Annotated in this window: 17 protein-coding genes; 16 read left to right on the top strand and 1 reads right to left on the bottom strand. The window is 65.1% G+C overall.

Going from position 1 to position 17,266, the window contains the following annotated elements; all coding sequences use genetic code 11:
- Nucleotides 1-2 precede the first annotated feature (2 nt).
- From LK12_RS03625 to LK12_RS03550, 16 genes are read left to right on the top strand one after another with little or no spacing between them, the layout of a single operon-like run.
- Nucleotides 3-572 carry a type IV conjugative transfer system protein TraE gene (locus LK12_RS03625; protein WP_039279380.1) on the top strand — a complete coding sequence of 190 codons (570 nt, stop codon included), beginning with the start codon at nt 3-5 and terminating at the stop codon, nt 570-572.
- A complete protein-coding gene (locus tag LK12_RS03620) occupies nt 569-1,384 on the top strand; it encodes a type-F conjugative transfer system secretin TraK (RefSeq protein WP_039279377.1) in 816 nt (271 codons plus the stop codon). Before LK12_RS03625 ends, LK12_RS03620 begins: the two co-directional genes overlap by 4 nt.
- Complete coding sequence (locus LK12_RS03615) at nt 1,384-2,700, top strand: TraB/VirB10 family protein (protein WP_039279375.1); 1,317 nt, start codon at nt 1,384-1,386, stop codon at nt 2,698-2,700. Before LK12_RS03620 ends, LK12_RS03615 begins: the two co-directional genes overlap by 1 nt.
- The gene (locus LK12_RS03610) at nt 2,697-3,569 is read left to right on the top strand and encodes a DsbC family protein (RefSeq protein WP_039279372.1); all 873 of its coding nucleotides are present in this window, start codon (nt 2,697-2,699) and stop codon (nt 3,567-3,569) included. The genes LK12_RS03615 and LK12_RS03610 overlap by 4 nt, the downstream gene beginning before the upstream one ends.
- A complete protein-coding gene (locus LK12_RS03605) occupies nt 3,566-4,138 on the top strand; it encodes a hypothetical protein (protein WP_052223124.1) in 573 nt (190 codons plus the stop codon). Before LK12_RS03610 ends, LK12_RS03605 begins: the two co-directional genes overlap by 4 nt.
- The gene (traC, locus tag LK12_RS03600; RefSeq protein ID WP_039279369.1) at nt 4,135-6,678 is read left to right on the top strand and encodes a type IV secretion system protein TraC; all 2,544 of its coding nucleotides are present in this window, start codon (nt 4,135-4,137) and stop codon (nt 6,676-6,678) included. Before LK12_RS03605 ends, traC begins: the two co-directional genes overlap by 4 nt.
- On the top strand, nt 6,675-7,055 hold the full coding sequence (locus LK12_RS03595; protein WP_039279368.1) for a hypothetical protein: 381 nt from the start codon (nt 6,675-6,677) through the stop codon (nt 7,053-7,055). The genes traC and LK12_RS03595 overlap by 4 nt, the downstream gene beginning before the upstream one ends.
- The gene (locus tag LK12_RS03590) at nt 7,048-7,434 is read left to right on the top strand and encodes a TrbI F-type domain-containing protein (RefSeq protein ID WP_231568224.1); all 387 of its coding nucleotides are present in this window, start codon (nt 7,048-7,050) and stop codon (nt 7,432-7,434) included. Before LK12_RS03595 ends, LK12_RS03590 begins: the two co-directional genes overlap by 8 nt.
- Nucleotides 7,431-7,952, top strand: coding sequence for a S26 family signal peptidase (locus LK12_RS03585; RefSeq protein ID WP_039279364.1), 522 nt, complete (start codon nt 7,431-7,433; stop codon nt 7,950-7,952). Before LK12_RS03590 ends, LK12_RS03585 begins: the two co-directional genes overlap by 4 nt.
- Complete coding sequence (traW, locus tag LK12_RS03580; RefSeq protein WP_082010326.1) at nt 7,949-8,587, top strand: type-F conjugative transfer system protein TraW; 639 nt, start codon at nt 7,949-7,951, stop codon at nt 8,585-8,587. The genes LK12_RS03585 and traW overlap by 4 nt, the downstream gene beginning before the upstream one ends.
- Nucleotides 8,584-9,597 carry a conjugal transfer pilus assembly protein TraU gene (traU, locus tag LK12_RS03575; RefSeq protein ID WP_039279362.1) on the top strand — a complete coding sequence of 338 codons (1,014 nt, stop codon included), beginning with the start codon at nt 8,584-8,586 and terminating at the stop codon, nt 9,595-9,597. The genes traW and traU overlap by 4 nt, the downstream gene beginning before the upstream one ends.
- Nucleotides 9,594-10,346, top strand: a complete 753-nt coding sequence (gene trbC / locus LK12_RS03570; protein WP_039279361.1) for a type-F conjugative transfer system pilin assembly protein TrbC — start codon at nt 9,594-9,596, stop codon at nt 10,344-10,346. Before traU ends, trbC begins: the two co-directional genes overlap by 4 nt.
- Entirely contained in the window at nt 10,343-12,076 is a 1,734-nt protein-coding gene (locus LK12_RS03565; protein WP_052223123.1) for a conjugal transfer protein TraN, read from the top strand. Before trbC ends, LK12_RS03565 begins: the two co-directional genes overlap by 4 nt.
- A gap of 20 nt (nt 12,077-12,096) precedes the next feature.
- Nucleotides 12,097-12,903 (top strand): conjugal transfer protein TraF, encoded by an 807-nt coding sequence (locus LK12_RS03560; RefSeq protein ID WP_156135404.1) that lies wholly within the window; start codon nt 12,097-12,099, stop codon nt 12,901-12,903.
- Nucleotides 12,893-14,329, top strand: coding sequence for a conjugal transfer protein TraH (locus tag LK12_RS03555; RefSeq protein ID WP_039279356.1), 1,437 nt, complete (start codon nt 12,893-12,895; stop codon nt 14,327-14,329). The genes LK12_RS03560 and LK12_RS03555 overlap by 11 nt, the downstream gene beginning before the upstream one ends.
- A gap of 12 nt (nt 14,330-14,341) precedes the next feature.
- Nucleotides 14,342-17,053: a conjugal transfer protein TraG N-terminal domain-containing protein gene (locus tag LK12_RS03550; RefSeq protein WP_039279353.1), complete on the top strand. Its 2,712-nt coding sequence runs from the start codon at nt 14,342-14,344 to the stop codon at nt 17,051-17,053.
- Here the strand turns inward: LK12_RS03550 and LK12_RS03545 are convergent, their stop codons facing one another.
- A complete protein-coding gene (locus tag LK12_RS03545; RefSeq protein ID WP_231568223.1) occupies nt 17,054-17,257 on the bottom strand; it encodes a hypothetical protein in 204 nt (67 codons plus the stop codon). It lies immediately after the preceding gene.
- Between the last annotated feature and the right edge of the window lie 9 nt (nt 17,258-17,266).

The raw sequence follows: 17,266 nt of genomic DNA, 5'->3' as shown, positions 1-17,266 counted from the left end.
CCATGCGAGCAGAATTCGCGCACGAACAGGCGCAGACTTACCTGCGGCAACGCAATCGCTTTGCCGTGCTGGCAGGTGTCCTGAGCCTGACCACGCTGGTCAGCCTCGGCGCCGCGGTCACCCGCGACGAACAGGTGGTGCTGGTGCCGATCACCGCCGAGCGGATCACCGTCTCGAGCGGCGGGATCGACGCGCCTTATCTCGAGCTCGTCACCCGCGACACGGCGCTGATGCTCCTCAACCGGGCGCCCGAAAGCCTCGACTACTGGATGGCGAACATCCTGAAGCTCGCCGATCCCGCCGCGCACGGCCGCCTCAAGGCCGAGCTCGTCAGAATCGTCGAGGAACAGCGCGGCTCGGACATCAGCCAGGCCTTCGTGATCGCGGAAATGCACGTTGATCCCAAGGCTCTGACCTCGACCGCCACCGGCACGCTCAAGACCTTTGTCGGCGCGCAGGTGATCGCGAGCCAGCGCCGCTCCTTCCGTTTCCGCTGGTCGAAGCGTGGCCTCAGCCTCGCGCTCGCCGGCTTCGAGCAACTTCCCACCGACAAGGAGGAACCCGGCCAATGAGCCTTCTCCCATCTCCCCTCGCTGCTGCGCTTGCCGGAACCGGCCTTGCCTGTTTCGCGATCGGCGCGACAAGGCGCCCCGATCCCGGGCTCAAGCTGACCGGCCTCGCCGTAATCGCCTTCGCACTCGCGCCGGTCCCGGCGCATGCCGACCAGTTCGTCGAAGCGGCCGACAACGCGACCATCGACTGCGAACTCGCCCGCGGCGAACTCACCCGGATTGCGCTCATCGATGACGGCTTTGCCAATGTCTCGAAGATCGCGAGCGGCTTTCCCTACAACGACTTCCAGGTGACGCACGAGCCGGTGCGCGGAGACATTTATATCTCCGTGCCCCCGCAATTTGCCGCTGCCCGGGTCAGCTTCTTTGCGACCAGCAAGGCGGGCTACGTCTACAAGTTCGCCTGCCGCCTCGGCGGCGAGGAAGCGACCCAGCTCTTCATCACCAATCCCGCGCTCGCTAAAGCCGAGGCTACCGAATGGGAGACCGAGACCGGGCCCGCGGACGCGGCGATCCGCCTGATCGAGGCGATGGCGAGCGATGCCGTCCTGCCCGGGTTCACTGCCCGCGCCGAACTGTCTGCTCCGCGCCGTACCGGCGGGATCGAGGTCCAGCTGGTCGCCGAATACCAGGGCGATGAACTTACCGGACAGCGCTTTCTCGTACGCAACCTCGGCAAGGAGAGCCTTACGCTTGGCTCCGAGCGCGAAGGTCCCGCAGGCGCGCTCGCCTTTGCCTATGGCCGTGATGCACTCGCGCCCGGTGAAGCGACCAGTGCCTTCCTTGTCTTTGCCAAGGGAGGGCTCGACTGATGGCCGAGGCAACACAGAAGGAGGCCGAAAGGAGGCCGCGGCCGGGCTCGCCGGAAGCGCGCGAAAGCGGACGGCGCAACCTCAATTCGCAGATCGCGCAGCGCCAGAAGATGCTGCTCGCCGGGATCGGGGCAATCGCGCTCATCGGCGGCGGGATGTTCATTTTCGGCGGCGATGGCGACGAGGGCAGCACCGATGCCAATGGTGCGGCGACGATCGACACCGGCGGCCTCGTCAATCGCAACCTCTCGCAGCGCGAGTTCGTCGCGAGCTACGGTAACCGGCTCGATGCACAGGGCCGCGCGATCAAGGATCTGCAGCAGGCCCAGCTGCCGCGCCCCGAGATCGAGCAGGAGCTCGAAGCCCTGCGCAGCGAGAACGCGCAGATGCGCTCCGACGGCCAGGCAGCGATCGACGCGATCTCGGCCGAGAATGCCAATCTGCGTTCACAACTGAGCGAAGCCGCGAAGGCACCTACAGCCGCACCGCCTTTGCCGCCGCCACCTGCCTATGGCCCCGGCGTCGGCACCGGCGGAGTTGTCCAGCCACCGCAAGGAGCGCCGGAAACGCAGGGCGGACAGCTCAGCCTGATGAGTTTCAGCACGGAGACGGGCAAGGACGGCAAGCCGCGTGCGGCAGAGACTGCGCCCGCACTGCTGCTCGAAGCGAGCCGCGATTACCTTCCGCCCAACAGCTATGCACCGGCAACGGTCATCGTGGGTGTCGATGCCTCGACCGGCGTTGCCAGCCAGAGCGATCCGCTTCCCGTGGTGCTCCGGATCACCGGGCCGGCCCGCTCGGTGATGCGCGGCAACAAGCTGCTCACCACCGACATCACCGGCTGCCTCGTCAATGGCGCTGCGCGCGGCGATCTTTCGGCCGAGAAGGTCTACGTCAAGCTGGTGCGCATGACCTGCGCGCAGCCCGGTGGCCGCTTCGCGGTCAGCGAGGTCAAGGGGTTCATCTCCTTTGCCGGAAAGTCGGGTGTGCGCGGCCGCGTTGTCAGCCGCGAGGGCAGCCTTGTCAGCCAGGCACTGCTGGCCGGGATCGTCGGCGGGTTCGGGCGCGGATTTTCCGCCAACGCCAACGGCATCTTCACCGGTCAGGTCGGCGCCAACGGTCAGCGCGAGGCGCTGTCGCCGACCGACATCCTCGCCGGTGGCTTAGGGCAGGGTGCCGGCGAAGCCGCCGACACCGTCAGCCGATACCTCATCGAACGCGCCGAACAATACCAACCCGTCGTCGAGATGCCGACCGGCATCGAGGTCGAGATCGTCTTTCTCGACGGCGTCCACGTCAGGAGTCCCTCCAAATGAACTACAATGACCAACGGCCGGGCCTGAAGGCCCGCGCCGCCCACCTTGCCCTTGCCCTTTCGAGCGCCGCCGCCGTGCTGACGCTCGGCGTCTCTGCCGTCACCGCGATGCCTGCGAGCGCTGCCGGCATGGCGAGCGATGTCGCGCAGGCACTGAAACTGCGGCTGCCCAAGACCCCGATCGATGCGATCAGCTGCGACACGCTCGGCCCCTGGTGCGAAGTCGTCTCAGGCGACACGCTGTTCTACATCGACGAGACCGCCCGCTACCTGTTCGTGGGCCGACTCTACGACATGGAAGAGCGGCGCGACGTCACTGCCGCCCGCCTGCTCGAACTCAATCCCGACCTGCTCGCGGCTGGTGCGGCGCGCGTAGCCAGCGACGCGCCCGCGGGACGCGACGAAGCGCCGGTCCAGGCGGCTGCCAGCCATGTCGACCTCTCGTCGCTTCCGGCTGCGGGCGCAATCCACTGGGGCAACCACAAGGGCGAACGCCTCGTCGTCTTCTCGGACTTCAAGTGCGGATACTGCCAGCGCCTGACCGCCGAACTCGCCAAGGCCAAGGTTATGATCGAAGAGCGACCGATCTCGATCTTTGGCGCGGCAAGCCGCAAGATTTCCGAGGCGGTGCTGTGCGCCAAGGATCCAGCAAAGGCACTCCATGCAGCTTACGCCGGCCAGGCTCCGGCGACCGGCAAGACCTGCAAGGACGCCAAGGCACTCGATGCCAACGAAGCCTTCGCGAAGGCCAACGGGTTTGCCGGAACTCCGGTTATCGTGCGCGCCCGCGATGGGGCGGTGCTTCATGGCTACCGCGATGCCGCGGCGATCCGCCGCTTCGTGGCCGAGGGCAAGGGAGAGGCGCAATGAGCCGGCTTCCGATCCTTCGCGCCGTGGTGCTCGCTGCCCCGCTCCTTTTGGCCAGTGGCTGCGCCAGCCTTGGCGGCAATGTGAAAGGCAGTTTTGCCTGCCGCGCTCCCGAAGGGACCTGCGTGCCCACCTCCGCGATCGATGCCGGAGCGACCGGCATTGAAAAGGCTGACACGTCTGAGGCGTATCGGACGATGACCCCGACCGGCGAAGCGGTTCGCCGCCTGCAGGTCGTGCTAACGGGATACCGCGACGCGGCGGGCCGCGACCATGAGGCGCGCGTCGTTCACCTGACGCTGCCCGAACAGGCAGGGACAGGCTGGCGCGCGCCGCAGGGCCGCCGCGAAGTCCTGCGCTCGCTGGCATCGACCATTGCCGCGACGCGCGATGGCAACCCCGCACCCGATTTCCAACCAACAGACACATTGCCGGAACAGCTGTTCATCCCCTCGCAGCCCGTTCCGGCGATGCCCGGCGCTGACGCGCCGGAACCCGGGGGACCAGGCTCGTTTTCCCCTCCCCGCGAGCCGGTCCCCCACCCTGACATGACCGAAGGAGAGAGCCGGTGACGCTATCCCTTGCTGCCGCGCGCGACGCACTCTCGCGGGGCCTGTTTGCCGACACGGCTAGGCCTGAGAAACCCCAGGCGCATTTCGGGCTCGACATGCTTTCGGACTGGCTGCCCTACCGGGTTTATGACGAGGGGGCGAAGCTCTACCGCAACGCCCGCTCGAAGGGCTTCGTGCTCGAAGTCACCCCGCTGATCGGGGCCGACGAACGGACTGGCGAGATCCTTGGCCAGTTCTTCTCCGAAGGTCTGCCGCAGGGCGCCTGCCTCCAGGTCCTGAACTTCGCATCGCCGCGGATCGGCAGCGTGGTCGGCCCCTGGTTCGCTCCGCGCTACGAGCAGGGCGGTATCTACGAGGCGATCGCCAGGGCGCGCACCAGGCGCCTTTACGATCTCGTCTGGAATTCGGGCTCAGCGCATGCGCCCTTCCACGCGCGCAACGTCCGGCTGATCGTCTCGCTTGGCGTGCCCGTGCCCGGCAGCGTAACCGACGCAGAACTCTCCGAATGCCGCGAAGGGCTGATGGGCATGCTCCATTCGCTCGGACTGCACGCGCAAGAGCTGCGTCCGGGCGGACTGCTGGCGCTGATCGACGAACTCACCTCGCCTACCACCGCGCACGAGACCGACATCCATGCGTGGAACCCGCACGATACGCTCGATGTCCAGGCCATCCGCCGCGACATCGAGCTTGAGGTCGGCGACGATCGCCTGATCCTCAGGACCGAGCGCTTTCGCGAGACCGGCCGAGACGAGGAGGGCAATCCCGAAGTCGGCGAATGCTATCCCGACCATTTCGACGTACGGCATTATGCCGTGCGTTCTACCCCTGAGCGCTGGGCGCCCTGGGAATGCGCGCGGCTCATCGGCGACATGTTTACCGACAAGCTGCGCTTCCCCTGTCCAACGGCGACCATGCTGTGCCTCGTCTACCCCGACCAGGAAGCCGCCTCGGCGCGCGCTGGCTTCAAGTTCATGCGCACGACCAGCCTCAGCCAGACCAAGAGCGCGCGCTTTCTCCCGAAGCTCGCCGAACAGTCGGCCGAATGGCGCCATGTCCAGGCCGAACTCCAGGCCGGCAAGAAGCTCGTCAAGCTGTTCTACGGGCTCACCAGCATCTCGCCGCTCGGCCAGGGCGACACGCACGAACGCATCATCAAGGCGATCTACAAGGCAGCGGGCTGGGATTTGGCAGACGAGCGCTTCCTCCAGCTGCAGGGCCTCGTCGCCGCATTTCCCCTGAGCCTCGCCGATGGCCTCGCCGACGACATGGCGCGGTTGAAGCGCCTCAAGACCATGCTCTCGACGACAGCGGCACATATCGCGCCAATGCAGGGGGAATATCTCGGCGGCGTGATCCCGCACCTCCTGCTCGTTGGCCGCCGCGGCCAGCCCTTCTGGTGGTCGCCGTTCGAAAACACTGCCGGCAATCACAATATCGCGATCTGCGGCAAGTCGGGTTCGGGTAAGTCGGTGCTGCTGCAGGAGCTCTGCGCCGCCCTGCGCGGTGCGGGCGCCAAGGTCGTGGTGATCGACGACGGGCGCAGCTTCGAGCATTCGGTCAAACTGCAGGGCGGACGCTTCGTCGAGTTCACGCTCGCCTCGGGCTTCTCGCTGAACCCCTTCTCGATAGTCGATGATGCCCGTGCGCACGAAGACGAGGACTACCGCCTCGACTGCTTTGCCATGATCAAAGCGATTGTCGGCCAGATGGCGCGTCCCGGCACCGCGCCGAGCGACACCGAGCGCGGGCTTATCGACCGGGCCGTAACCGCAACCTGGGAGGCACTCGGAAGCGGCGCATCGGTCGACGATGTCGCCCATGCGCTCCATGGCTCGGAGAGCGAGGCGGGCCGCGATCTCGCCACCGCGATCGCGCCCTTCTGCCGCGGTGGTAGCTACGGCGGGTTCTTTGCAGGCAAGGCGAGCTTCGCGCTCGACGATGATTTCACCGTCTTCGAGATGAGCGACCTTGCAAGCCGCGAGGAACTGCGCAGCGTCGTCCTCTCGGCGATCATGTTCATGACCAGCCAGGCGATGACGCGCTCGTCGCGAGCAACCAAGAAGCTGCTGCTGATCGACGAGGCCTGGGCCATGCTCAAGGGTGGTTCGATGGGCGAGTTCGTCGAGACCTATGCCCGCACGGCGCGCAAATATGGCGGCGCGCTCGCCACCGCGACCCAGTCCCTCAATGATTATTACAAGTCCGATGGCGCGCGCGCCGCGCTCGAGAACAGCGACTGGATGCTGGTGCTCCAGCAGAAGGCCGAGACGATCGCCGATTTCAGGGCGAACGCGCGGCTCGACATGGACGACCGCACCGAGACGCTGATCCGCAGCCTCAAGCGTTCGGGGACCGAGTACAGCGAGGTCTTCATCAAGGGTCCCGAGACTGAGGCGGTCGGCCGGCTCGTGCTCGATCCCTTCTCGGCGACGATCTACTCCTCCGATCCCGACACCTATGCCGCGATCCAGGACTGCGAGCGGCGCGGGCACAGCCTCGCCGATGCCATCCGCATCGTGGCGGGAGGCGGACAATGATGGTCTCGCATCTTGCAGACCGGACCCCTCCGGCCAACCTCCGCAGCCTGCTGCCGCTCCTGCAAGGGAGCTGCTTCGTCCTCATCGAAACCGCGCGCTTTGCCGCGACCTCGCTGCTGATCGTGCTGGGATTGCCGCTTGCGCTGTTCCTGTTCGTTGCGGGCTGGGACCTTGGCGGCCTCTTCACCCAGCTCGCCAATCTGTCGGACCGCTACCTCGAAGCCGACGGGCTGCGCCGCAGCCTGTTCAGCCAGGACCTCAAGGGCTGCTTCCTCGCCCTCGCTGGCGCGGTGACGCTGTTTCGCATGCCGCGCTTCCTGAAGCGCCTCGCGGCCGATCTCGAAAACTATCCGGCGCAGGAGGCGAACCGTGACTGACGCGCGCAGACTACCATCCTTCAATCGCCCGCTCTTGCTCAGAATTCTCGGCGTGCTCGCGCTCGTGGCCGCACTGCTCTGGGCCGTCTGGGTCAGCCGCGAGCTGTCCGAGCCGCGCCAGCAGATCGTCACGGTCCGGCTTGCCGAGACCATCGCGGCTTTCGTCGATGCCGAAGCGCGCGGGCAGCAGGATCCCGAAGCCAGCCAGGCGCGCGTGCTCGCCTTCCTCCAGGCGTCCGAGCGTGCCGTCGCGGAAATGGGAACCGATGGCCGTGTGGTGCTGGTCGGCGAAGCGGTGCTCGCAGGCGATGCCCCCGATGCTACCGATGAACTGCGCATGCGGATCGCCCGCCAGCTTGGGCAGGGAGGCGGTCAGTGACGCACTTTGCCTCTCGCCTTGTTCGCACGATCAAACGCCCGCTCGTCCTGACCGGACTGGTGCTGCTGCCAATCGGATGGGGCGCGGTCGATGCCTTCGCGAAAGACCATGCCTTCCTCATCAACGCCAGCCCGAGCCTTCCCAACTGGGCCTTCTGGCTCGACAAGCATGCGCGGATTGAGCGCGGCAGCCTGATCTTCTTCGAGCCGCGGGCAAGCAGGCTCGTCGAAGTGCATTTCGGAAAAGGCGCGCAGCTCTTCGGCAAGCGGGTGCTGGGCGTGCCGGGCGATGTCGTGAGCCACCGCGGTCACGAGGTCTTCATCAACGGTCGCAAGATCGCCGCGCGGCTCGATGAGACCCGTCTCGGCATTGCGCTTCACAAAGGCCCCGAAGGACCGATCCCCGACGGCTGCTTCTATACCGGGACCCGCCATCCCCGCGGCCTCGACAGCCGCTACGCCGAGATCGGCTTCGTCTGCCGCGGCCAGATTCTTGGCAGCGGGAGGGCGATCCTGTGAGCAAGCTCATCCTCCCTGCGGCCCTGCTTGCAGTCCTGCTCTGCCCTGCCGAGGTGCTGGCGCGCGACTATGGCCAGCGCGGCACGGTGTTTCCCGTGATCGAGCGCGACCTCCTCGAACAGATCCATTCGCGCCTGACGCAGATGGAACGTTCGGGCGAGACCGCACGGCTCAACGAAGACCTGAAGCGCCGTACGATTGCGCGGGTCAACCGCCCCGCCCCCGTCGCGGGGATCGTCCGGGCCAGCGAAGCCCGGCGCTGGCAATTCGATCCGACGATTACGCTCGCTGCCGATATCCGCGGGGCAAAAGGCGAGCTGATCCATGCGGCGGGCACGAGGGTCAATCCGCTCGACAGCGTCGGCCTTCGCGCCGATCTCCTGTTCCTCGACGGCGACGATCCCGACCAGCTCGCCTGGGCGCTTAAGCAGGACGCCAATGCCAAGCTGATCCTGGTGAAGGGCGCGCCGCTCGAGCTGATGAAGGCTCGCCAGCGCCGCTTCTATTTCGACCAGGGCGGCAAGCTCACGGAGAGGTTCGGGATCAGGTCGGTGCCTGCACGCGTGCGCCAGCAGGGCCGCCTGCTCGAAATCAGCGAAATCGCGCTGCGGCCGAGAAGGAGGACATCCCAATGACGCACTTAAGAAAGCTGGCGCTCGTTCTGGCCGCCATTCTTGGTCTTGCCACCGCAACGCCTGCCATGGCTGATGCCGGTCCCGGTCGCTGCACCGGCAGCTTCGTCAACCCGATCACCGACATCTGCTGGTCGTGCCTGTTCCCGATCTCGATCGGCGGGCTGGACATCTGGCCGTCGAGCCGGCCCGATCCCGACAACCCCGACCTACCGGTGTGCCTGTGCGGTCTGAGGCCCGGGATCGCGATGGGCTTCTGGGAACCGGTGCGCCTTGCCGATGTCAGCATGAAGCCGTGGTGCTTCGTGAACCTCGGCGGCATGAAACTCGATCCTGGCTTCGATATCGGCTTCCGCTCGATCTCGGGTCCGTCGGCGGTGGGCGGTGCAAGCCAGTATTATTCGAGCTGGCACGTCCACTGGTATGCCTATCCGCTGATCTACTGGATGGAGATCGTCGCCGATTTCCTGTGCCTGGAATCGGGCTCGATCGACATCCTCTACATCTCCGAGATCGATCCGCTGTGGCAGGATTCCGAGCTCACCGCGATCATCAACCCCGAGGCCGTGCTCTTCGCCAACCCGCTGGCGCTCGCTGCCTGTGCGGCCGACTGCGTAGCCTCGACTGCGAAGCTGCCGATCGACGAGATGTTCTGGTGCGCGGGCTGCCAGGGTTCGATGTATCCGATGAACGGCAATGTCTCGGCCTCGATCGGCCATGTGCAAGCCTCGCGGCTCGTGCTCTCGCGCTTTGCCTACAAGCTCCACCGCGAACTCGTCTCGTGGGGGACGATGGGGTCCAAGGGCCTGTGCGGCAAATATTTGATGCCGGTGATGCGCAAGCAGCAATACCGCTTCCAGGCCACCAACCCCAATCCGGCGACCTCGGGCCGTTACGCCTGCCCGCCCATCGGCGCCTCCACCACTTTTCAATCTGCCGGACAGGTCATCCCCGCCATCGGCGAAGACATGGGATACCTCGTCTGGCGCAAGCGGAACTGCTGCGCGCTATGAACAAGCACCTCCTCCTTTTGCCCGTCGGCCTTGCCGTCACCCTCGGTGGCCTCGCTCTCGCCCAGAGCGCGCCCGAAGGCATCGACCTCGAAGCGATCCGCGAGCGTGCGGCCGAACACGCCGACGATGCGCAGGCGCTCAGCAACCATGTCCGCCAACGCGCCGAGGCGCTGACCGAAGACGCACAGGCTATCCAAGGAGAGGCGCAGGCCAATCGCGCAGCCTATGCGGACAGCATCAAGGCAATCGAGACCGACGCCGTCCTCGACTTCGACGCGATGATCGCGGGGCAAGCCGCCGCCGAGAAGGCATCGCTCGGGGGAACCCCGCGCTTCATTGCCTTTGCCAGCCTGTCGATGCCGCCCGAGGCGCTGAAAGCACTGGTCCATGACATGACCAGGGCGGGAGGCGTCACCGTGCTGCGCGGTTTCCCGCAAGGAAACAGCGAGGCGTTCAAGAAGCGGCTCGCCGCTATCTGGAGCAACCGCGACGCGGCCGGTTCGCTCGGCATCGATCCGCGGCTGTTTCGCGCCTTCAACATCGAGGCCGCGCCAAGCTTCGTCATGCTGAGCACCGAGTTCAGTCCCTGCGACGGGTTCGATTGCACCAGCGAGGTGCCGCCACACGACCGTATCGCCGGCAACATCAGCGTGGGCGAAGTCCTCGAGACTTTTGCCTCGGGCAAGGGTCCGGGCGCCGAGCTTGCCCGCCTCCATCTGCGCCAGCTCTCCAGGGAGGAACGGCCATGACCGGCAGAACCCTCGCCCATCTCCTTGCCGCGATCTTCGCCCTCACAGGCGCGGCTTCCATTCACGCACAGACCCGCGATGCAGCAAGGGCCGACGGCAAGGACTTTGCCACCGAGCTGCTGGGCGAGGCGCGCGATGCAGCAACGACCAATCCCGACGCGGCGCGCGTTCCCAATTTCGATCCGCAAGCGACGCGCGACCTGCAGGATCTTGCGCGCGATCCCGACCAGATCGAGGCCCGCGCCCGCAGCGCCGCCACGACTAGCACGCCGATGCGGACGATCCGCGACAGCATGGATTCGCGCGCGCAGTTCGACCCGGACGAAATCGCGGACTTGCTCGCGCGGAGCCGGACCATCAACGAGACCCCGCTCGACTACACCAGCGGCATGTCGGTCACCGGTAGCCAGGGGGCCTGCGTGCCGCTGCCGCCGGGATCGGCAAGTGCAGGCACCTATACAGCCACCTGCAACACCGGCTTTACCGCAACGCGCGAGACAGGCACCTGCCAGGTCACGCTCGATATCCAGGTCGAGGCCCGTGATGTCTACGGCTACTATTGCATCGCCGGAACCGGGGTCGATCCGTCGAGCCCCTATGCCTGCGATCACTACCAGGGACCGCAGTGCCGCGTGGTCCAGTCCTGGGATATCCCGTGCGGCTACGACTATTATTCGGGCTATTACTGGGGCTGCTACGGAACGCTGCGCGTCGATCTGGTCAGCTGCAGCGAGCCGGTGCCGGGTGTCACCCCATATACCGTGACCAGCGAGAATGTCGTCACCACGACGCGCAACGAGAGCCAGTGCTCGTCCTTCCTCGACAATGGCGAATGCACGCTTGATGCCGAGACCTGCACCGACAGCACTCCGCAGACCCGTATCATTGACGGTGTCGAGGTCACGCAAAGCTGCTGGGCCTGGCAGCGCAGCTACAGCTGCGCGCGTCGGACAGCCGGGAGCGACTGCAGCGAACTCGAAGCGAACGGGAGCTGCCGCTTCCTGCGCGAGGATTGCCTCACCGACGATACACCGTGCTCGACCAGTGAGCGCGTTTACGAGTGCCCGCTTCCGGCAGGCAATAGCGGGGGCACGCAATATGTCTGCGACGGCGATGTCTATTGCATCGACGGCAGCTGCGAGACGATCGAGCGCACTGCGAACGACGAGTTCAAGGATGCCGTCACCGCGCTGCACGCGATGGACGAGGCCCGCGGCCAGTTCGATCCCGAGACGCTGACGTTGTTCCGCGGCACGCGTAACACCTGCTCCTCCAAGGTCTTCGGCGTGCTCAACTGCTGCAAGGGCAAGGGCTTCCCGCTCATCCCCGGCATAAGCCTGCTCGTCGCGCTCGGCTGCAGCCGGGAGGAAGTGCTGCTCCATGAACGCGATGCGCAGGGGCTGTGCGCTTATGTGGGGACCTATTGTTCGGACAAGTTCCTCGGCGTCTGCCTGACCAAGAAGAAGGTCTACTGCTGCTTCGAGAGCAAGCTCTCGCGGATCCTGCAGGAACAGGGCCGCCGCCAGCTGCCCAAGCCGTGGGACAAGCCCAAGGAAGAGCAGTGCGAGGGGTTCACTCTCGACGAGTTCGCCCGGCTCGACCTCAGCCAGATGGATTTCAGCGAGGTCTATGCCGAGTTCACCGAAGCTGCGCGGCTCCCCGACGAGCTCGAGACCAGCATCCTTATCCAGCAGAAAATCGAAGACTATTACGCAAGGAGTGGCCAATGACGCGCCGCCAATCACTGCCGATGCTGGCCCTCCCAGTACTGGCTATGTGTCTCGCTGTACTGCTTCCCGCTCGGGCAGTCGCCCAGGAAGCGCGGCAGGCAGAGCCAGCTGCCTCGGCAGACAGCCTCTACTGCGAGCAGCGCAGGCTCGGCTACTGGTTCTATTGCGTAAAGCCGGTGCCGGCAGAGGAGCCGCAGATGGCGCAGCCACCGGCCCAGGTAACCGCCACGCAAGAACTCGACGCGGTCACGGGAGAACTGCGCGAGCTCAAGGCGCGCGCGATTCTCTATCCGACGCCGGAAAACGTGACCACCTATATCCGCTTCCAGCGCGCGCAGCTCGACCGGGCTTCGCTGTTCTCCGATGTCTGGCAGCGCGCGATCTGGCAGGATCCCGAGCTCGACTACACGCTCGAGAGACCGGTCGGCGCGCTCGCCAAGAAGCAATGGCAGGACGCGCGCGCTGCCGACCGCGACGCGGTGATGGCGAGGCTCTCCGAGCGCTATGGCCTGTTCTACTTCTTCGCCCAGACCTGCGGCGCCTGCGAAGTGATGAGCCCGATCGTGCGCTCGGTGGCAGACCGCTGGCATATCACGGTCCGGGCGATCTCGACCGATGGCGGACCGTCCCGGCACTTCCCCGACTACAAGGTCGAAAGCGGTCAGCGGCCGCGCATGGGGCTCGAGCCCGGCATCACCCCGGCGCTCGTGCTGTGGGACAGCGTGGCCAGGCGCCCGATCCCGATCGGATACGGCGTGCTCTCGGCCGACGAGCTGCAGGATCGCATCTACCTCCTCACCTCGAAGGAAGCCGGACATGATTACTAGCATCCGCAATGCGGCGCTCACTATAGCTGCCGCCAGCATGGCCATGTCCCCTCTTTCCGCGAACGTCGGCGACAGCATGGACCGCTTCATGGACGACATGGGCGCGGCGGCCAATGTCACCGGGCCGAGCGCGTTCGAAGGACAGTCGGCGGGCTATTACAGCCTCGGCAATGTCTGGACGCGCTTCCCGCAAAAGACGACCAATATCGCGAACCTCCAGCTGCCCCGCGCACGCGCTGGTTGCGGCGGTATCGATATCTTCGCCGGATCCTTCTCCTTCATCAACGCGAGCGAGATGGTCGCGCTCTTGAAGGCCGTCGCCAACAATGCGGTGGGGTTCGCCTTCAGTCTGGCGATCGATACCGTCTGCCCCGAGTGCTCGAAGATTATGCAGGAGTTTAGCCAGAAGGCGCAGCTCATGAACAATCTCTCGATCAACTCCTGCGAGATGGCGCAGGGGCTGGTCGGCGGCGTCTGGCCAAAGGGCGATCTCGCCGACAAGGCGATCTGCGAGGCGATCGGCAATTCCGAAGGTATCTTCACCGACTATGCTGCCGCCAAACACGGTTGCGGCACCAGGGGTCAGCGCGCCCCGACCAACGAGGGCGCCGGCGACGACTATGCCGACGTCAATCCCGGTGTGCCGCGCAATTACACCTGGCACGTCCTCAAGCAGAGCGCCTTCTTCAACCCGGGTGGCACCTTCGACCGCGATCTTGCCGAGTATGCGATGACCCTCATCGGCACGGTGATCTACGTGCCACCCCGCGACGACGAGCCGGGCAAGTTCGTGCCTTTCGCAGGCGACGCCTCCTCGACGCTGGTGACCGCACTGCTCGACGGGACACAGGGCCAATCGGTGCGGGTGTTCCAGTGCGACGAGCCCGACCAGTGCCTCAACCCCACCTTCCAGCAGATGAGCCTCTCGAGCGCAAAGGCCATCCGGCCGCGCGTTGCCCGGCTCATCGGCAGCATGGTCGAGGCCATCCGCAGCGACACAGCGATCGGCGACGAGGAGAAGGAGCTGCTCCAGGTGGCATCGGTGCCGCTCTACAAGATCCTCACCGTGCAGGCGGCCTATGGTCGCGGGATGGCAACCGACGACCGCGACACGCTGGCCGAGATCGCCAGCATCGATCTCCTCTATGCCATTCTCGAACGCATCACCGCAGAGGCTGGACGCTCGATGGCGAGTTTCATTGCGGCCGACGAAGCCAAGCTCGCGATCTGGCGCACTCAGGTTGCCGAGGTGCGATCGAGCCTCGCCCAGCGGCAAGCGACCGGACAGGCGCGGGTCTCGGCGATCATGCAGATCATCGAGAAGACGGCGATGATCGAGAATATGCTCGCTGCCTCGATGTCGCCCTCGATGACTGCCGCGCTCGACTGGTCGCGCGGGATGCAGTCCCGCTCCATCGTTCCATAAGGGTCAGGCAGCATGGTCGAGATTTTCACGGTCGGCGGGGGCGAGTACATCGTCAATGTCCTCAACGCCGTTGCCGCCTGGACCGGCGCGGGCGGCTACAAGAGCCTCATTCAGGTCGCACTGGTGATGGGCATGGTGCTCGCGGTCATCGTGGTCGCGTTCAACCAGGACTGGCGTGCCTGGCTCAACTGGTTCCTCGGCGCGACGCTCATCTACATGTGCCTGATGGTGCCGCGCATGGACGTCCATGTGACCGACCGGGTCAATCCCAGCCTTGCACCGGCAACGGTGGCCAATGTCCCGCTCGGGCTCGCCCTGATGGCAAGCTTCACCAGCCAGGCGGGGGACTATCTGACGCGCTCGGCGGAGCTCGTATTCGGCCTGCCGGACGACCTCAACTACTCAAAGAACGGCATGATCTATGGCGCGCGGCTGCTCGAATCGACGCGCAGCTTGCGCATTTCCGATCCGGAGTTTGCCGCGAACTTCGACGAGCATGTCCGGCAGTGCGTGTTCTACGATCTGCTGCTCGGCCGCTACTCGATGAAGGAGCTGTCCGAGAGCGATGACATCTGGGCGACGATCGCACCGGGCAGCGCGGCGCGCGCGCAGAAATTCCTGACCCGGCAGGCCGACGACAGCGTGACGGCCTCGATCATCACCTGCCGTGAAGCCTACACCGCGCTGTCGGGTCAGTGGGGGAGCCTCATTGACGATATGACGCTTGTTGCGGGGCGTCAGCTCTATCCGCGCCAGACCGAAGCGCTCGCCAGGGCCAAGCTCATGGCCGACCTCCCGATTGCCTATCAGTATCTCACCGGCATCTCGCGCAGCGCGAGCGACATCTTCCGCCAGGTGCTGACGATCAATGCCATGAACCAGGCCATGCACGGCTTTGCAGGGGCGAGCGGAACGGGCAGTATCGACGTCTTCGCGCAGACCCGGGCCGATATTCAGACCGAGCGGACCTATACCTCGATCGCGCACAACGCGATGAAATGGGTCCCGATCCTCAATGTCGTGCTGACAGTGGTGTTCTACGCGCTGTTCCCTGTCCTGTTTCCGCTGTTCCTGATGCCGCGGACCGGACCCATTGCATTGAGAGGCTACGTCACCGGCTTCTTCTACCTTGCGGCGTGGGGACCGCTCTTCGTCATCCTGCACATGATCCTGATGTTCAAAGGCGCGGGCGATGTCGCCGCCGCTGGCGGCAGCTCGGGCCTCAGCCTCGCGACCTTTGCCGGCATGAGCGACGTCAACAGCGATATCGGCATTCTCGCCGGCTATCTTGTCGCCTCGATCCCCTTCCTTGCCGGCGGGGTGGCGCGTGGTGCGCTGGCAATTTCGGGCCAGGCAACGAGTTATCTCAACCCGAGTCAGAATGCGGCCGAGGAAGCCTCGCGCGAAGCGAGCACCGGCAATGTCTCGCTTGGCAATTCGAACATCGACAATTCGACAGTGTTTTCCCGCCAGTTTGCGCAGGGCAATCTTGCCCCCAACATTGCCTATGGCGCGGCACAGACGCGTGGTTTCAGCGACAGCGGCACGCAGACGACCAGCTTTCCCGACGGCGAGTTCGCTGCTGTCCCGAATTCGAGCTATCCCTTTACGCCGACACTGGGGCAGGACTTCACTGGCCGCCTCGGAAAGATGGCGAGCCAGAGCCGGACGCAGAGCGAGACCTATGCCAATCTCGCCCAGCAATCGACAAGCTCTGCGCTCACCCGGTTCAGCGAAATCCGCAACGCCTACAGCCAGGGTCAGAGCTCCGATACGGTCAGCGGCGTCGGCACGAACGACAGCATCGGCACGGCATTCAGCGAAGTCGATAATGCCTCAAGGACGCTCCAGCAGCAGTTCGGCCTGTCCCGGCGCGCGTCTGACGACATTACTATTTCTTGGTTCCTCAACGGCGAAGCTGGAGCCGGAGCAAAGGCCGAAGGTGGAGTACTAAACGCACAGGCAGGTGTCCGCGGTGGCCGAAATCAGTCGTGGACCGACAGCGATATCGGGATCGCCTCGGAAGATCGCGGCAGGATCATGGGAACGCTGCGGCAGCTTTCGGATAGCCGCAACTGGTCGAACACACGTGAAGGCTTCCTGCGCGAGACGAGCTCGAGCTCGGTATCGCAGGTGTCAACCAGTTCGTCGGGTCTCAGCCGATCGCTAACCGAAGCCGAGAGCTATACGCGAGAGGCGCGTCGGGCCGAAGAGATGGCCAGCCGCCTCGAGAACCAGGCCAGCTGGTACGAGGCCAACAGTGCCGCAGGCACGCTGAACCTGAGCCAGGCTTATCGCGAATGGGGCATGGCCGAGATCGAAGCCAATCGCGACTATTACGGGCCGGTTCGGTTCGACGACATCGAGTTCCAGATGAGCGCGCGCGGCCAACAACTGCAATCGCGGTTTGTCGAAAGCTATGCCGATCGGCTGCAGGACGATATCGAAGCCGACCTTTCGCCGCCGGACTTCGCTCCTGTCAGCCGCCCCGGGATCGGAAGTGCTGGGCAGGTACGCGCAAGAGGAGCCGTGGGCTCTGCGGGTGGTCCCTCAATGCCCGATGCTCCTGATAGGTCTGGCATCACGGATGAAGTCGAGCAGGTGCGCCGACAGGGTCGTGGCAGGATCGGAACCGTGCGAACTTATCTTGATCGCCAAACGGAAGGCGCCACGGGAGCAAGTGAAGAAGCTGCAGACGACGTCAAAGAATGGGGCAATAGATAGCTACAGCACGAAATCCTGCAGGATGACGAACACCGCAAATGCGACGACGACCAGCCCAAGTAGCCAGAGTCCACGTCGTTCCCAAGGATCTGCTAGAGCCTTCTTCCAGCTGTATTCCATGCGCCGATTTTCGGAGATGGCACGGTCGATCTCTCGTATGCCCTTCCAGTCCGTCTGGTCGCTTTGCTCCTTCTCGTCATCCATTTCCATCAC

This window comes from Novosphingobium malaysiense (assembly GCF_000802225.1).
GTDB lineage: Bacteria > Pseudomonadota > Alphaproteobacteria > Sphingomonadales > Sphingomonadaceae > Novosphingobium > Novosphingobium malaysiense.
Note: the sequence above shows the minus strand (reverse complement) of the source record. Positions and strands in the feature narration are given on the sequence as shown.